4 protein-coding genes and 1 pseudogene are annotated in these 17792 nt (G+C 64.6%); 2 read left to right on the top strand and 3 right to left on the bottom strand.

Features of this window, described 5'->3' with window-relative positions; genetic code table 11:
• Position 1 precedes the first annotated feature (1 nt).
• Positions 2 to 14041: a non-ribosomal peptide synthase/polyketide synthase gene (locus tag PF1751_RS11135; protein WP_044287022.1), complete on the bottom strand. Its 14040-nt coding sequence runs from the start codon at positions 14039 to 14041 to the stop codon at positions 2 to 4.
• A 302-nt stretch (positions 14042 to 14343) separates the two neighbouring features.
• Here PF1751_RS11135 and PF1751_RS28300 point away from each other — a divergent pair.
• Positions 14344 to 14537 (top strand): annotated as a pseudogene (locus PF1751_RS28300) (toxin-antitoxin system HicB family antitoxin); the annotation flags it as partial.
• Between the two features lie 9 nt (positions 14538 to 14546).
• On the opposite strand, the gene PF1751_RS11130 reads toward PF1751_RS28300, so the two are convergent.
• Positions 14547 to 15719: an MFS transporter gene (locus PF1751_RS11130; protein WP_010211063.1), complete on the bottom strand. Its 1173-nt coding sequence runs from the start codon at positions 15717 to 15719 to the stop codon at positions 14547 to 14549.
• Positions 15720 to 15859: 140 nt separating this feature from the next.
• Here PF1751_RS11130 and PF1751_RS11125 point away from each other — a divergent pair, with 140 nt between their 5' ends.
• Positions 15860 to 16447, top strand: a complete 588-nt coding sequence (locus tag PF1751_RS11125; RefSeq protein ID WP_044287021.1) for a TetR/AcrR family transcriptional regulator — start codon at positions 15860 to 15862, stop codon at positions 16445 to 16447.
• Here PF1751_RS11125 and PF1751_RS11120 read toward each other — a convergent pair.
• Entirely contained in the window at positions 16431 to 17786 is a 1356-nt protein-coding gene (locus tag PF1751_RS11120) for an MATE family efflux transporter (protein WP_010211065.1), read from the bottom strand. The two genes, PF1751_RS11125 and PF1751_RS11120, sit on opposite strands and share 17 nt — an antisense overlap.
• Positions 17787 to 17792 lie beyond the last annotated feature (6 nt).

Below are 17792 nucleotides of genomic sequence, written 5' to 3'. Positions count from 1 at the left end.
GTCAAATCGCCTCTAGTTCGCTCAAAAAGTCACGAAGGTCATCAAAATCTTCCGCACTGCCGGCGCGGAAGGTGGCGGCGGCCTGTACATAGGCGCGCAGCGTTTCGGTCTGGAACACTTCCAGCAACGGCACTTCCAGGCCCAGTTCGGCCTGGACCCGCGAGGTGATCTGGATCGCCAGCAGGGAATGGCCGCCCACTTCGAAGAAGTTGTCGTTCAGGCCCACCTGCGGCAGGCGCAGCACGTCGGCCCAGATCGCGGCGATCTGCTGTTCCAGCTCGGTTTCGGGGGCCACATAGGCCTGTTGCAACAGGCTCGCGTCCGGTTCGGGCAAGCCCTTGCGGTCGAGTTTGCCGTTGGGGGTCAGCGGCATTTGTGCCAGGAACATGAAGTGCGTCGGCACCATGTAGTCCGGCAGGTGGGTTTTGAGCGCGCGGCGCAGGCTGTCGCGGAACTCGCTTTCATCGGCCAGGAGGGTGTCTGCCGGTACCACGTAGGCGACCAGTTGTTTGCCGGTCGGGCCTTCATGGGCCACCACGACGGTTTCACCGACATTGTCCTGTTCGCGCAGACGGGCTTCGATCTCGCCCAGCTCGATACGGAAGCCCCGGATTTTCACTTGATGGTCGACGCGACCGAGGTAATCCACCACACCATCCGGGCGGCCACGGGTCAGGTCGCCGCTGCGATACACACGGCTGCCGGGCTTGCCGAATGGGTCCGGCACAAAGCGTTCGGCGGTCAGGGCCGGACGCTCCAGGTAACCCCGGGCCACGCCCTCACCGCCCAGGTACAACTCGCCGGCGACGCCGATGGGTTGCAGGTTGAGTTGCGCGTCCAGCACGTAGCCGCTGCGGTTGCCCAGCAGCGTGCCGATCGGCGCGTAGACGGCTCCGCAGGGGTCGCCCTTGCGCGCTTTCCACAGTAACGGCGTGACCACGGTTTCCGTCGGGCCGTAACCGTTGAACAGGTAGGTCGGCTTGAGTGCGCGCCAAGCCAGGTCATAGCTGGCCTGGGCCACGGCATCACCGCCGAAGCAATACACACGAACCTTGGGCGGGTTACCGTCGCGCTCGGCATGTTCGGCCAACTGTTGCAGGTACACCGGCGGGAACACGGCCATGGTCACGTGATGGCGATGCATCTGCTGGTAGGTGTACTCCGGCAGCCACAGGCTGTCATCGCGAATCAGCACGCTGGCGCCGTTGATCAGCGGGTGCATCCAGCCTTCGTGGGAGCCGTCGAAGGCAAACGACATGAAATGCAGTTCGCAATCGGCCGGGGATGTTTCATAACGCTCGCCGGTGGCGATGATGTGCGCCACCAACGGGCCGTGGGACACCGCTACGCCCTTGGGCATGCCGGTGGAGCCGGAGGTGTAGATCACGTAGGCCAGGTTGTCGCCGTCCAGTTTCACCTGCGGTGCCGTGTCGCTGAAGCCTGCCCATTCCTCGGTACGATCAATTGCCAGGCAATCAAGGCCGTCGGGGATCGGCAGTTGCTGCAAGGCACGGGTGTAGGTCAGCAGCAACTGCGCGCGGCTGTCCTGCATCATGTACAGCAGGCGATCACGCGGGTACTCGATGTCCAGCGGCACGTAGACGCCACCGGCTTTCATCACCGCCAGGAACGCCACCATGATCTCGGCGCTACGCGGCATGGCAATCGCCACGCGCACTTCGGGGCCGACGCCACGGGCGATCAATGCATGGGCCAAGCGATTGGCCTGGCGATCCAGCTCGCCGTAGCTCAGGGTTTGCGCGTCGAATTTCACCGCGACTGCATCCGGGTTTTCCCGGGCGCGGTCGGCGACTAATTCGTGGACCAGACGCTTGGCCGAGAAGCCGGCGTCGGTCTGGTCCCACAGTTGAAGAATGTGGTGTTGCTCGTCCTGGCCCAGCAGGTTGAGTTGGCTGATGGGTTGCTGTTGGTCGGCGACCATCGCCTGCAACAGGTTCTGCCAGTGGCCGGCCATGCGTTCAATCGTGGCGGGCGCAAACAGGTCGGTGGCGTAGTTCAGGGAAGCCCGCAGGGTCGCCTGGCTTTCCTCCACATCCAGTGCCAGGTCGAACTGGGCCACGCCTTCATCCCAACTCAGCACCTCGACATCGAGTTCGGTGAGGCGCTGCAGGTGATGGGCAGCCGAGGTTACGCGATGGTTGAACAGCACCTGGAACAGCGGGCTCAGGCTCATGCTGCGCTCGGGTTGCAGGGCTTCTACCAGTTGCTCGAACGGCAGGTCCTGGTGGGCCTGGGCCTCCAGAGAGCGCTGGCGTACCTGTTGCAGCAGTTGCACGACACTCATCTGCCCGTGGATATCGGCCTTGAGCACCTGGGTGTTGACGAAGAAGCCGATCAGCCCCTCGGTTTCCAGGCGATTGCGGTTGGCAATCGGCACGCCCACGCGCACGTCTTCCTGGCCGCTGTAGCGGTGCAGCAACGCCTGGTAGGACGCCAACAGCACCATCGGCAACGTCACACCGGCGCCTTGGGCCAAGCGGCGCAAACCGGCCAAGAGTTGCGGTTGCAACTCGATTCCCAGGCGTGCGCCACGGTGACTTTGTACCGCCGGGCGCAGGTAGTCGAAAGGCAACTCCAGTACCGGCTGCACGCCACCCAACTGGGCCTGCCAGTACGCCAGTTGGCGGGCCTTCTCGCCGGCCTCCATCCAGTTGCGCTGCCACAGGGCGTAGTCGGCGTACTGGATCGGCAAGGCTGGCAAGTCTGGCATGTGGCCTTGGCTGAAGGCGGCATACAGCTGCACCAGTTCCTCGACCATCAGTTGCATCGACCAGCCATCGGAGACGATGTGGTGCTGCACCAGCACCAGTACATGATCATCAGCCGCCAGGCGCAGCAGTTTGACCCGCAGCAGCGGCCCGCGCAGCAGCTCGAACGGCTGCGCGACCACCTCAGCGACCCGTGCCTTGAGGCTGGCTTCATCGGTGTCGGCCAGGTCGATTTCGATCAGGCCCGAGTCCTCAATCACCTGCACGGTAGCGGCGGCGTCCTGGCGCACATGGGTGCGCAGGCTTTCATGGCGCGCCAGCAAGGTATCGAAACTGCGTTGCAGCGCCCCCAGGTCAAGCTGCCCGTGCAAACGCAAGGCGCTGGGGATGTGGTACGCGGTGCTGTGTGGGTCCAGTTGCCAGAGGAACCATTGGCGTTCCTGGGCGTAGGACAGCGGCAGCGGTTGGCGGCGGTCAGCCTTGAGCAAGGCCGGCGCAACCACGCCCTCCTCGCCCAAGGCCTGCACGAAGTCACCCAGCAGCGGGTGTTCGAACAGAGTCTTGAGCGCCACTTCCAGCGCCAGTGCCTGGCGAACCCGCGAGACTACCCGTGTGGCCAGCAGCGAATGCCCACCCAGTTCGAAGAAGTGGTCATCGAGACCGACCTGCGGCAGATCCAGCACGTCGGCCCAAATGGCCGCGACCTGCTGCTCACGCGGCGTCACGGGCGCCACATGCCCGGTGCGCAACAGCGCCGCGTCCACCGCCGGCAATGCCTTGCGATCAAGCTTGCCATTGGGGGTCAGGGGCAGGCTGTCGAGGAACATCAGGTGCGCCGGCACCATGTAGTCCGGCAGGCGCTCGCGCAGGGCCGCCTTGTAGACCTCCGGCGCGTCGGGCGCGGAACTGACCAGGTAGGCGATCAAACGATCGTTGTCGGCCAGGACCACGGCTTCGCGTATACCGGCCTGCTCGCGCAGGCAGGCTTCGACTTCACCCAGTTCGATACGGAACCCACGCACCTTGACCTGATGGTCGACCCGGCCGATGTACTCCACCACACCGTCGGCGCGGTAGCGGGCCAGGTCGCCGGTGCGGTACAGGCGTTCGCCCGGCGCACCATACGGGTTAGGCACAAATCGCTCGGCGGTCAGCGCGGGACGCTCGTGGTAACCGCGCGCCAGGCCGACGCCGCCGATCAGCAACTCACCGGCCGCGCCCACCGGGCTTGGGGTCAAGCCGGCATTGAGGATGAACAACGCGGTATTGGCGATAGGCCGCCCGACCAAAGGCTGGGCCTCGTGCAGACGATGGGCTGCCGACCAGATAGTGGTTTCCGTCGGGCCATAGAGGTTCCACAGCGGGCCTTGCAGGTCGAGCAGGCGCTGGGCCAGGTCCGACGGCAGTGCTTCGCCGCCGCACAGGCATTTGATACCGCGCAGCAGCTGGGCACGCGGGCTCTCCAGCAGCATGCGCCAGGTCGACGGCGTGGCTTGCAGGACGTTGGCACACTGGCTGTGCACCAGGTCGATGATGGCTTCGGGGTCGAGGGCCAGTTCCTGGCCACTCAGCAGCACGGTGGCGCCGACCGTCAGCGGCACGTACAGCTCCAGGGCGAAGATGTCGAACGAGAAGGTGGTCAGCGACAAGACGCGGGCGTCAGCACCGATGTCCAGGGTGCCGGCCATCCCGCAGGTGAAACTGCACAGCGCCTCGTGGCGCACCATCACACCCTTGGGCGTGCCGGTGGAGCCGGAGGTGTAGATCACGTAGGCCAGGTGTTCCGGCGTGACGTTGACCTGCGGGTCGTGCTCGGCGGCGTTGTCATCCGCCTCGACCATCAGCACCTGCACACCCTGCGGGTGCGCCAGGCTGCCGTCCAGGTGCGACTGGGTCAGCAACACTCGCGCACGGCTGTCTTCAAGCATGAAGGCCAAGCGGTCCGCCGGGAACTGCGGGTCGAGCGGCACATACGCGCCACCCGCCTTGAGGGTCGCCAACAGGCCGATCACCATGTCCAGCGAACGCTCGACATGCACCGCCACCAGCACGTCCGGGCCTACGCCCGCCGCAATCAGGCGATGGGCCAGGCGGTTGGCGCGACGGTTGAGTTCGCCGTAGCTGAGGGCCTGACCCTTGAACTGCAGCGCCAGCGCGTCCGGTTGTGCCAGGGCCCGGGCCTCGAACAGCGTGTGCACGCAACGCTCGCGGGGATAATCCACCGACGTGTCGTTCCAGGCCTCGACCATCTGTTGCCATTGCGGTGCGCTGAGCATCGCCAGCTCATCCACGGCCTGGGACGCATCGTTCACCACGGCGCGCAACAGGTTTTGCCAGTGCTCGGCCAGGCGCTCGACGGTGGTGGCGTCGAACAGGTCGGTGGCATAGGTCAGGGACGCCCACAGGCCTTCGGCGGACTCTTCGGTCTCCAGGTTCAGGTCAAACTGGGTGCTGTGCCCGGCCCAATCCACCGCTTGCAGGTCCAGGCCCGGCAATTGCAGCGGGGCCGCACGCAGGTTGTCCTGGTGGTTGAACATCACCTGGAACAGCGGGTTATGGCTAAGGCTGCGCTCCGGCTGCAGGGCTTCGACCAGTTGTTCGAACGGCAGGTCCTGATGCGCCTGGGCGTCCAGGGCCCGCTGCTTGACCTGGGCGAGCAATTGGTCGAAGGCCATCTGCCCGTGCACGTCGGCTTGCAGCACCTGGGTGTTGACGAAGAAGCCCAGCAGGCGCTCGGTTTCCAGGCGATTACGGTTGGCGATCGGTACGCCGACACGGATCCGGGACTGGCCGCTGTAGCGATGCAGCAAGGTCTGGAACGACGCTAGCAGCAGCACGAACAGGGTCACTTCCTGACGCTGGGCCAGCGCCTTGAGCTCAGCGACCAGCGCGTTGTCGAGCTGGACTTGCCGGCGTGCGCCACGATGGCTTTGCAGCGCCGGCCGCGGATGATCCAGCGGCAGCTCAAGCACCGGATGCTCGGTGCCCAAACGGGTGCGCCAGTAGTCGAGTTGGCGCTGTTTTTCACCGGCCGCCATCCAGTCACGTTGCCACTGGGCATAGTCGACGTACTGGATCGGCAGCGCAGGCAACTCAGCCTGGCCCTGATAGAGCGCCACCAGCTCGTCGACCATCACTTGCATCGACCAACCGTCGGAGATGATGTGGTGCTGGGTGATCACCAGCACATGGTGCTCGGCCTCGACCTCCAGCAAGTTGACGCGCATCAGCGGGCCATTGACCAGGTCGAACGGACGCTGGATTTCCTGCGCCACCGCGTGCTCGATCGCCGAGGCCACGACCCGCTGGCGTTCGATCGGCATCGCCAGGCGCGGATGAATCACTTGCCAGGTGTGCTCGCCCTCTTCCACAAAGGTGGTGCGCAGCGGCTCATGGCGCTGCACCAGAACCTGGAACGCCTGCTCCAGCGCCGCGACGTCCAAGCGTCCGCGCAGATGCAGTGCACTCGGCACGTGGTAAGCCGCGCTGGTCGGGTCCAGTTGCCAGAGGAACCATTGGCGCTCCTGGGCGAACGACAGCGCCAGCGGCTGGTCCCGCGTCACCGCCACCAGCGGCAGCGCCGGGGCGGTCTGCAACCCGGCGCAAGCGACTGCGAACGCTTCCAGCGTCGGTTGTTCGAACAGTGCGCGCAACGGCACTTCCAGCTTCAGGTCATGACGCACCCGCGAGACCACTTGGGTCGCCAGCAACGAATGGCCGCCGCGTTCGAAGAAGTGGTCGTTGAGGCCCACCTGTTCCACTTGCAACACTGCTTGCCAGATGACGGCCAATCGCGATTGCAGGGGATTCTGCGGCGCCAGGTAGGCCTGGCGCGCTTGATTCAGGTCCGGCGCCGGCAATGCGCGACGGTCAAGCTTGCCGTTGTTGTTCAACGGCAAGGCCTCAAGGATGACCCATTGCCCCGGCACCATGTAGTCCGGCAGGGACTGGCGCAAGGTGGCCGCCAATGCTTGCGGGTCGAGCGTCTGCGCCGTAACGGGCACCACATACGCCACCAATTGCGTGCCCGTCGCGCTCGGTTGCGCGATGACAGCCGCTTCACGCAACGACGGCAAGGCTTGCAGGCTGGCTTCGATCTCGCCCATTTCCACGCGGAAACCGCGAATTTTCACTTGATGGTCGATACGCCCGACGTACTCCAGCGCACCCGCCTCGTTGTAACGGGCCAGATCGCCACTGCGGTAGAGCCGTGCACCCGGCACGGCGGAAAACGGGTCCGGCAGGAAGCGCTCGGCGGTCAACGCCGGGCGGTCAAAATAGCATTGCGCCAGGCCGTGCTCGGCGCCGATGCACAGCTCGCCCACGCCATCGCTGGCCAGCAGTTCGAAACCACTGTCCAGCACATACAAGGCACGGCCTTCGATGGCCCGGCCAATCGGCACGCCAAACGCATCGCTGGCGTCCGCCAACTGGCAGTCGTGCACGCTGGACACAACGGTGGCCTCGGTGGGCCCGTAGGTGTTGACCAGGCGCACGCCACCCAGGCCGGCGGTATGCCAGGCGCGCAGCCCTTCCACCGACATCGCCTCGCCACCCACGTGGACCTGGCGCAGGTTGCCCAGGGTGCGTCGGTCGACGGCGCATTCCTTGGCGAGCAGATACCAGTACGCAGCCGGCAAGTCCGCCAGGGTCACGCCCTGCTCGACGATTTCGCGGGCCAGTTGCCCGGCATCCCACAACTCATCGCCGCGCATGATCAACGCCGCGCCCACACACAGCGGCGGGTAGCATTGCTCGACGAAGCCGTCAAAGCTGAACGTCGCAAATTGCAGCACGCGATCAGAAGCACTCAAGCGGCTGTAAGCCTCGGCGCTGTCGCAGAACTGGCTGAGGGCGGCATGGTCGATAGCCACGCCCTTGGGTAACCCGGTCGAGCCGGAGGTGTAGATCACATAGGCCAGGTCGGCAGCGGCGGCATGGTTGGCGGGAGGGGTCGACGGGTAGTCGGCCAACTCTGCGCCCGACGCGGTGAAGTCCAAACGCGCCAGCCCTTGGGGCAGTGGCAGGTCGGCCAGCAGCCCGGTTTCGCTGAGCAGCAGGTCCAGGCGGCTGTCCGCCAGCATGTAGGCCAGGCGTTCGGTCGGATAGTTCGGGTCCAGCGGCACATAGGCGGCGCCGCTTTTGAGCACCGCCAGCAGGCTGACGATCAACTGCGGGCCACGTCGGGCCGCCAGGCCGACGCGCTGGCCTGGGCCAACACCCAGCGCCAGCAGGCGATGGGCAAGACGGTTGGCGTGGTCATTCAGCTGTGCGTAGCTCAGGCGCGCGTCGCCCGCTTGTACCGCCAGCGCGTCAGGTGTGGCGGCAGCTTGGGCGGCGATACGTTCGTGCACGCGCAGCTGGCGCGGGGCGGCACCGGTCGCCCGGCTATGGGCGAGCACGTCGCGGTGAGTAGCGGCGTCGAGCAGGCGCAGGTTGCCAAGCGGTGCCTGGGCGTCTGCGAGCATCTGCACCAGCAGGTGATGCAGGTTGCCGCTCAGTCGAGCAACCTGCTGCGCGCTGAATCGGGCCTGGTCGTAGCCGAACTCCAGGCGCAGGCTGGCGCCCAACTCGATCCCCAGCGTCAGCGGATAGTGGGTCTGCTCATGGTTGTGCAGGCGGCCGAACGTCAGGCCGGCGGGCGCGCCTTGTTTCAAGGCTTCGGCCACCGGGAAGTTTTCGAACACCAACAAGGTGTCGAACAACGCAGCGCCCTGCTGCCCCGCCCAGCCCTGGATGTCGTAGAGCGGCACATGTTCGTGGTCGCGCAGGCTCAGGTTGAGCGCTTGCAGTTCGCTCAGCCAACCGGCCACCGACAGCGCTGGCGAGGCCGCGCTGACAATGGGCAGCGTGTTGATGAACAGGCCCAGTTGCTGTTCGATTCCCGGCAACGGTGCCGAGCGCCCCGCGACCGTGGCGCCAAAGGCCACGCAGTCCTGCCCGGTATAGCGCTGCAGCAACAAGCTCCAGGCGCCTTGAAGCACGGTGTTGAGGGTGACTTTGTGGCGGCGGGCAAACTCGCCGAGAGCACGCGTGAAGTCGTCGCCCAGCAGCACCCGATGCTCAGCCATGCCTTTGCCTTCGGTCGGTACACGCAGCGCCTGCGCCAGCAAGGTGGGCGTTTGCAACGGTGCCAGAGTGGCTTTCCAGAACGCTTCGCCCGAAGCTTGCTGATGCAGCCAACCCAGGTAATCGCGGAACTGCCCCAGCGGCGCTGGCACGGCGTGCCCGGCGTAATGAGCGATGACCTCACCCAGCAACTGCGCGTTACTCCAGCCGTCCATGAGGATGTGGTGGCTGGTGAAGATCAGGTGCCAGGCCGTACCGGCACCGCGTACCAGCATCAGGCGAAACAGCGGCGCTGCATTCAGTGTGAAACCTTTCTCGCGCTCGGCCACGGCGAGCGCATCGCAGTCGGCGTCGATGTCTTCGATCACATGCAACTGCACATCGACCTGGCGCTGGATCACCTGATGGGCGCTGTCCAGGCCAAGCCAGTGGAAGCTGCTGCGCAGAATGTCATGGCGGTCCAGCGCGGCTTGCCAGGCACGGCCGAACGCCAGCAGGTCCAAGCCTTCGATGTCCAGGCGCAACTGGTTGATGTAAGCCTCGGCCTCAGGCTCATACAGGGTGTGGAACAACATGCCCTGCTGCATCGGCGACAATGGGTAGAGATCGGCAATCGCCGGCCCGGCGATGGGCAAGCCGTCCAGTTGCTGCTGGGTCAGGCGTGCCAGAGGGAAGTCCGAAGGCGTGACCTGCCCCGCCGGCGTGGCGCAACAGTGTTCGATCAGGGCCTGGAGTTCCGCCCTGTAGTCATCGGCCAGGCGCTGGACCGTCGCCACGTCGAACATCTCGCGACTGAATCCCCACTGCAAAGCGAGTTCACCGCCATACACCTGCCCTTCCACGGTCAGCCAGTTGGCCAGCGGCGCCTGCGGGTCCTGGGCCTGGCCACTGCCCTGGGTAGCCGGGACGAACAGCGCCGACTCATTGAACTGGCGGTCGAACTGGCCCAGGTAGTTGAAGGTGATGCGTGGCGCGGCCAAGGCTGACAACGCTTCGCGGGCGTCAGGCGTGCCGAGGTAGCGCAACAGGCCGTAGCCAATGCCTTTGTGCGGCACGGCGCGCAGTTGCTCCTTCACCGATTTGATCGCCGCCGACAGCTCGCCATCGGCGTGCAGGCGCACAGGGAACAGGCTGGTGAACCAGCCGACGGTGCGGCTCAGGTCAACCGAGTCGAACAGGTCTTCACGGCCATGGCCTTCCAGCTGGATCAGCGCGGCGGGCTGTTCGCTCCAGCGGCTGATGACCCGTGCCAACGCGGTCAGCAGCAGGTCGTTGACCTGGGTGCGGTAGGCCGCCGGGGCATCTTGCAGCAGTTGCCGAGTGTGTTCGGCACTGAGACGGATCTCCAGCAGGCTGCCCAGGCGATTTTGCAGGCCGCCCTGGGGGTTGTCGCACGGCAGATCGGCACTCGCGGTCTGCGCTTGCCAATACGGCAGTTGCTCGTCCAGCGTCTGTGCATGGCGCTGCAACTGCTGCGCCCACAGCTGGTAGGCGCTGGTCTTGGCTGGCAACGCGGCGTTGCGATAGGCCTGTTGCAAGTCTTCGAGCAGGATGCGCCACGACACACCGTCCACCGCCAAGTGGTGCACCACCAGCAGCAGGCGCTGGGTGCCGTCGGCCATCACGGCCAGGACCGCGCGCAGCAGCGGGCCCTGTTCGAGGTCGAGACTGCGTTGCGCCTCGTCGCACAGCGCGGCCAACTCGGCCTCGTCAGCAACCTGGGATTGCCACAACGACGCGGTGGCAACCGGCTCGGCGTGAGCTTGTCGCCAACCGTCTGCCTGCTGCACAAAACGCAGGCGCAGGGCGTCGTGGTGGTTGATCAACCGAGTCAAGGCGGCCTCTAGGCGCGCGGGCTCAAGGGCTTCACGCGGGGTCAGCAGCAACGACTGGTTCCAGTGTTGACGCGCCGGGATCGCCTGCTCGAAAAAGCTGTGTTGGACGGGCGTGAGGATCACCTCGCCGGTCACCGGCCCCTGATCGATAGCAGTCGCCTGCTCGAAGGTCGCCACCAGCGCCAGGCTGCGCACGCTCTGGTACTGGAACAGGTCCCGTGGGCTGAGGCGAATACCCGCCTGGCGCGCACGGCTGACCACCTGGATGGAGATGATCGAATCGCCGCCCAGTTCGAAAAAGTTGTCGTCCAGGCCGACCTGTTCCACACCCAGCACATCGCTCCAGATCGCCGCCACGGCTTTCTGCAGGTCGTTTTCCGGGGCGACAAAGGCCTGCTGTGGCGCGACATCCGGCAATGGCAGGGCCTTGCGGTCGAGCTTGCCGTTGGCGGTCACGGGCAGCTTGGCCAGGGGCACCATATGGCTGGGCACCATGTACTCGGGCAGGCTGCTGAGCAGCCAGGCTTTGAGGTCGACCGGCGCAGTGTCCTCCAGCACCAGGTACGCCACCAGTTGCTTGCCACCCTGCACCAGTACCACGGCTTCGCGCACCGAGGGGTGTTGCATCAGGCGTGTCTCGATTTCACCCAGCTCGATCCGCAGGCCGCGCAGCTTGACCTGGTGATCGAGACGGCCAAGGTACTCAATCACCCCGTCGGCCCGCTGACGCACGCGGTCGCCCGTGCGATACAGACGCGCGCCGTCACCGAAGGGGCTGGGCACAAAACGTTCTGCGGTGAGCGCCGGGCGCCGGTGGTAACTGCGGGCAAGGCCAATGCCGCCCAAGTAGAGTTCGCCGCTGACGCCAGCGGGCACCGGGTTGAGCTGGGCATCGAGCACGTAGGTGCCGAGGTTGGCGATTGGACGGCCGATGGGCACGCTGTCGGCGCCTTCGTCGACGCAGGTCCAGTGGGTGACGTCGATGGCCGCTTCGGTCGGGCCGTAGAGGTTGAACAGCCCGGCTTGAGGCAACTTGGCAAACACTTGCAATTGCGCATCCAGCGGCAAGGCTTCGCCGCTGCACACGATGCGCTGGAGGCTGGTGCAGGCCTGCACTCCGGGCTCATGGATAAACGCCTGGAGCATCGAGGGCACGAAGTGCAGCGTGGTGATGCCGTGCCGACCAATCGTCTCGATCAGGCGGGCCGGTTCGCGATGCTCGCCAGGGGCCGCGACCACCAGGCGTGCGCCGGTCATCAACGGCCAGAAAAACTCCCACACCGAGACGTCGAAGCTGAACGGGGTTTTCTGCAGGACCGCATCGCGGGCATCCAGACCGTAGGCCCGCTGCATCCAGCACAGGCGGTTGACCAGTGCGCGATGACTGTTACCGGCACCCTTGGGCTTGCCGGTGGAGCCCGAGGTGTAGATCACGTAGGCCAGGTTCAGCGCGTGAAGGGGGACGTTTGCCGACTCGGCGCTGTAGCCATCGAGCCAACTGGCAGGCTGGTCCAGGGCAATCACCTGGATACCCTCGACAGGCAGCACTGGCAACAGGCTGTGCTGGCTGAGCAACAACTGAATGCCACTGTCCTCGATCATGTAGGCCAGGCGTTCCTGGGGATATTCAGGATCCAACGGAACGTAGGCGCCACCCGCCTTGAGAATGGCCAGCAGACCGACCACCATTTCGATGGAGCGCTCGATGCAGATTCCGACCAGCACGTCCGGGGCTACGCCCTTCTCGCGCAGGGCATGGGCCAGCTGGTTGGCACGCGCATCCAGCTGGGCGTAGGTCAGCGTCGTGGTGCCGAACACCAGCGCCGGCGCGTCGGGCGTGGCCTGCACTTGGTCTTCGATCAGGTGATGGATGCCGCGCTCGGTCGGGTACGCCTCGGCGGTCTGGTTCCACGCGTGGACCAGCAATTGCTGTTCATCTGCGGCCAGCATCGGCAACTCGCCGATACGCTGCGTGCCGTCCGCCACCATGGCCTGCAACAGGCGGATCCAATGCCCGGCCATGCGCTCGATGGTCAGCGCGTCGAACAGGTCATTGGCGTAGGTCAGCGCGGCGTGCAGGGTGCCGGATTTTTCATAGGTGTCGAGGGTCAGGTCAAACTGGGTGGTACGGCCTTGCCACTCCACCAGCGCCAGCTCCAGGCCGGAGGCGGTGCTGACGCCGGCAATGTCGGCCACCACTGGCTGGTGGTTGTACATGACCTGAAACAGCGGCGTATGGCTGAGGCTGCGCTCGACCTTGAGCGCTTCCACCAGCCGCTCGAACGGCAACTCCTGATGAGCCTGGGCGCCCAGTGCGTGTTCCTTGATGCTTTGCAGCAGCTCAGTGACAAGGGTTTGCCCGGTCAGCTCGGTGCGCAGGACCTGAGTGTTGACGAAAAAGCCGATCAGGCCTTCGACTTCCGTGCGGTTGCGGTTGGCGATCGGCACGCCGACGCGGATATCGCCCTGCCCGGTGTAACGATGCAGCAGCACGTTGAAGGCACCGAGCAACAGCATGAACAGGGTGACGTTGTGCTTTTGCGCACAGGTGCGCAATTGCGCGGCCAGCTGCGGGTTGATCGCAAAATCATGGCGCGTGCCCTGATAGCTCGGCATGGCCGGGCGTGGGCGGTCGGTGGGCAGCTCCAGCACCGGGTGCTCATCACCCAGGCGCGCCTGCCAGTACTCCAGCTGACGCGCCTGCTCGCCGGCTTCGAGCCAGCGGCGCTGCCACAGGGCGTAGTCGCTGTACTGGATCGGCAAGGCCGGCAATTGTGGGGCCTGGCTGCGCTCATGGGCGTCGTAGCAGCGGATGAACTCGTCGATCAGCACGTTCATCGACCAGCCGTCGGAGACGATGTGGTGCAGGGTCAGCAGCAACACGTGCTCCTGGGCGTCGAGTTTGAGCAGTTGCACGCGCAGCAGCGGGCCGTTTTCCAGGTCGAACGGCAGCAGCGATTGACGGGTCGCAGCGGCGTTGACGGCCTCTTCACGCTCGGCGAGGGCCAGGTGGCTCAGATCGAGTTGCTCGACGGTCAACGACGTGTCGGCCGCCACCTGCAACAGGCGTTCATCCGCCTGGCGCTGGAACACGGTGCGCAAGGTTTCGTGGCGCGCAACCAGGCTGGCAAACGCCTGCTCCAGCGCATCCAGGCTCAGCGCGCCCTTGAGCCGCACGGCACCCGGCAGGTTGTAGGCCCCGCTGGCCGGGTCCAATTGCCAGAGAAACCACATGCGCTGCTGCGCGTAGGACAGCGCCTGGCGATCCTCCACTTGCACCCCTGCCGGAATCGGAAACCGGGAAAAGTCCACGCCTTCTTTCTGCAAGGCCTGCAGGAACAGTTGGCGTTTTTCCAGGGGTAACCCGATAAACCGGCGAGCAAGTTTCAAGGAGTCTTCAGCATTCATTTCTTGGAGTCCGGAGCAATAGGCAGGAAGCACAAAGGCACGTCGTCCCTATAAAACGAACCGGAGAGGGAAAAATTAGCGGGGGGATGGGAGGCGCAAGGCGAGGTGTCATCAAGGGTTACATCAGTCTCAGGAAGACCGCACAACGTCGGGCTAGCATTGACGAACACCACTTTTTGCAACTGAATTTAGTTACACGCAGGAAACGCCTTGCCCAAAACAAGCTGCTCGCCAAACTGCTCGATGAGCACATGGCATTTACCTGGCCCGAACTCGTCACGCTGCTGCGTCGACTGGGCTACTACCTCACTACGTGCCAGTCCCTGGGCCACACACCGGAGAAGCCTTGCACGGCTCCTTCAATGTCCGGGTCGGCCATGACCTGCACTTGGCGGCGGCCCTGGCGGCGACCCGCAAGAAACTGACCCTCAATGACCTGACTCGCCAAGCCTTGAGCGATTTTCCGCACCACCACAGTGCAGACGCTTGCCCAGCGATAAGCCGATTATCCCAACCGCCGATACCCCAGCACCGCGGCCCCCAGCACCACCGCCCCGGCCACCAACGCGACCCAGAACCCGCTGGTGGCGCCAAAGTGGTCGATCATCCAACCGGAACTGGCGGCGCCGATGGCCACGCCGATGCTGAGGCCGGTGATCAGCCAGGTCATGCCTTCGGTCAGGCGGCTGGCGGGCACGATCTGCTCCACCAGGGCCATGGACACGATCAACGTGGGGGCGAAGAACAGCCCGGAAATAAAGATCGCCACCGCCAGCCCCGGGATGTTGCTCACCAGCAGCAACGGCAAGGTGGTCAACGCGGTGGCCACGCCGCAGAACAGGAACTGCCTGGGCAACGGTGCCTTGAGCTTGAGGGTACCGAACGCCAGCCCCGCCAGGCACGAACCGATGGCGTACACCGACAGCACAATGCTCGCCGCCGCCGGCTGGCCCTGATGCTGGGCAAAGGCGACGCTGACCACGTCCACCACGCCGACGATCACGCCCATGGCCAGCAGCAGGATCATCAGGATCAGCACCGAGGGCGATGCAATCAGCCAGCCGCCGTGATGGTCCTGATGTTCATGGACGGGAGGCTCGGTCTCACGTTGCAATACAAAGGTGGTGACGCCGACCGCCAGTAACAGCGCCGCCACCAAGGGCCCCGCCTCGGGGAACAGCACCACGCTCAAACCCACCGAAATGGGTGGCCCGATGATGAAGCACACCTCATCCAGCACCGACTCCAGGGCGAACGCGGTCTGCAACTTGGGCTGGCCACGGTACAACTCGGTCCAGCGCGCACGCACCATGGCCGACATGTTCGGCATGCAACCGGCCAAGGCGGCAAACAGGAACAACGTCCAGTTCGGTGCCTGCAAGCGGGTGCACAGCAGCACCATCAACAAAGCCCCACCACCGATCAGCGCGGCCACCGGCAGCACCCGGCCCTGGCTGTAGCGATCCACCAGCCGTGATACCTGGGGTGCGCAAAACGCCGTGGCCAGGGCAAATACCGCTGCCACCGAACCCGCCAGGCCGTAACCGCCGTGCACCTGGGAAAGCATGGTGATCAAGCCAATCCCTGTCATCGACACGGGCATGCGCGCCAGCATGCCTGCCAGTACAAAGGCCCGGGCGCCGGGGACCTGGAATAACTCGGCGTAAGGGTTTGCCATCCTGCTGGACCTCTTCCTGAATGCCTGCGACTTGCTATCTGCAATGACCGAGGCAAAATACATACGGTGCGTATGTGGCAAATCATGCGTAACATACGCGACGTATGTCAATCGTTCACTTGCCCGTTGTGAGACCTACCATGAGCCGAGCCCGTGCCGAAATGATCGAAGACACCCGTGCCCGGCTGATCGCCAGCGCCCGAAAGGCCTTTGCCACCCAAGGCTACGCGAACACATCAATGGACGATTTTACCGCCCGCGCCGGCCTGACACGCGGCGCGTTGTACCATCACTTTGGTGACAAAAAAGGACTGTTGGCCGCCGTGGTTGCCCAACTCGACAGTGAGATGGACACACACTTGCAGCGCATTACAGATGAAGCAACGGATCCGTGGGCCGGCTTTTGCGAACGTTGCCGCGCCTATTTGCGCATGGCTCAGGACGACGAGATCCAGCGCATTGTGTTGCAGGATGCGCCCGCCGTATTGGGCGATACCGGCTCCCAGCAACAGTGTGTCGAGTCGTTGCGCCAACGGCTGGAAGCCCTGATGCAAACCGGTGTCATCCGCCCCGCCCCGAGCGCCGCGCTGGCGCAATTGATCAACGGCAGCCTGGTCAACACCGCCCTGTGGATCGCCCGGGATGAGCATCCGGGCGAGCGGCTGGAGCAAGGTTTGCAGGGCCTGGAGCTGTTGTTGCGTGGCCTCAGCCTTACACCAACCGCTTGATCTGCTTGTGTCGCCACACCAGGCGGTAATACGCAGTCTGCAATGCCAGCATGGCCAGGTAGGTCACCGGAAACGCCATCCACACCCCTTCCAGGCCGAAGTGGGCGTTCAACAGGTAAGCCATCGGCAGTTCAACGCAGAGCACACAGAAAATCGAGATCACCACCGGCATCAGCACCACACCGCTGGCGCGCATGATCCCGCCGATCACAGCCTGGAAACCAAACACCAGGATGCTCCACAGCATGATGTGCAGCAGGTGTTCGGCATTGACCCGCGCCGCGTCGTCGGTGATGAACAGGCCGAGCAACCAGTGCGACAAGACGTAACCCAGCACAATCAGGCCACCGGTAAGGCAGGTGTTGATCAACAGGCCGGTGCGCAGGATCGGGCCGATGCGCTCCAAACGCCCGGCACCAATCGCCTGGGCGCCGAGGATCGACGCGGTGATGGCAATCGACAGCGCGGGGAACTGCACGTAGTTGACGATCTGCGTCACCGCGCCATAGGCCGCCGTGGCTTGGGAGCCATGGCCGTTGACCAAGGCAAGGATGACCAATTCCGACAGCGACAGCACCACCATCTGCAGGCCGGTGGGCAAGCCGATACGCAGGACTTTGCCAAGAATCACACGGTCCAGGCGCAAGGCGGCGAGCAGTTCGCGGTCCGGTGCCATCACATGGTTTTTATGCCGAAGGCGCAAGATCAAAAACAGCATGGCTAACGCGTTGCCCACCAGCCCGGCATACACCGCGCTCTGGATACCCATGGGTGGCAGGCCGACCCAGCCGCGAATCAGCGCCGGCGTCAGCAGCAGGCCGACCAGGGTCGAGACCATCAGCGCCAGCAACGGCGAGATCGTGTCGCTGACACCGCGCAGCAGCTGGGTGTAGAGGATGAACACCAGCAGCAACGGCATGATCAGCATCATCTTCTGCGCATAACCGACCGCATCGTCGAGCACATCAACCGGTGTGCCCAGCGCCTGCAGCGCCGGGCGCGCAAATAGGCTGCCCAACACTGCGGCAACCACACCCACCAGCGCGCCCAGGGTCAGGGTCGCGCCGGTGATTGCCTTGACCATTGCCGTTTCCTGGGCACCCCAGGCCTGGCCGATCAACACCGAGGCGCCCGCCCCCAGGCCAATCACCAGGGCAATGAAGAAAAACACGATGGGAAACATCCCCGACACCGCCGCCAGCGCCTGGGTACCGAGCATTTGCCCGACATAGATACCGTTGAGGGTGCCGGAAAAACTTTGCAGGAAGTTGGACAGGACCATCGGTGCCAGAAAGATCAGGTAGATCTGCCACAGCGGGCGTTGCAAAGGGCTTTGCATGAAAAA

This window comes from Pseudomonas simiae, assembly GCF_000934565.1.
GTDB classification, from domain to species: Bacteria; Pseudomonadota; Gammaproteobacteria; order Pseudomonadales; family Pseudomonadaceae; genus Aquipseudomonas; species Aquipseudomonas simiae.
Note: the sequence above shows the minus strand (reverse complement) of the source record. Positions and strands in the feature narration are given on the sequence as shown.

Excerpts from the sequence above, each read along its gene's own strand:
- PF1751_RS11125 (WP_044287021.1), top strand. The coding sequence starts at position 15,860 with ATGAGCCGAGCCCGTGCCGAAATGATCGAAGACACCCGTGCCCGGCTG.
- PF1751_RS11135 (WP_044287022.1), bottom strand. The coding sequence starts at position 14,041 with ATGAATGCTGAAGACTCCTTGAAACTTGCTCGCCGGTTTATCGGGTTA.
- PF1751_RS11130 (WP_010211063.1), bottom strand. The coding sequence starts at position 15,719 with ATGGCAAACCCTTACGCCGAGTTATTCCAGGTCCCCGGCGCCCGGGCC.
- PF1751_RS11120 (WP_010211065.1), bottom strand. The coding sequence starts at position 17,786 with ATGCAAAGCCCTTTGCAACGCCCGCTGTGGCAGATCTACCTGATCTTT.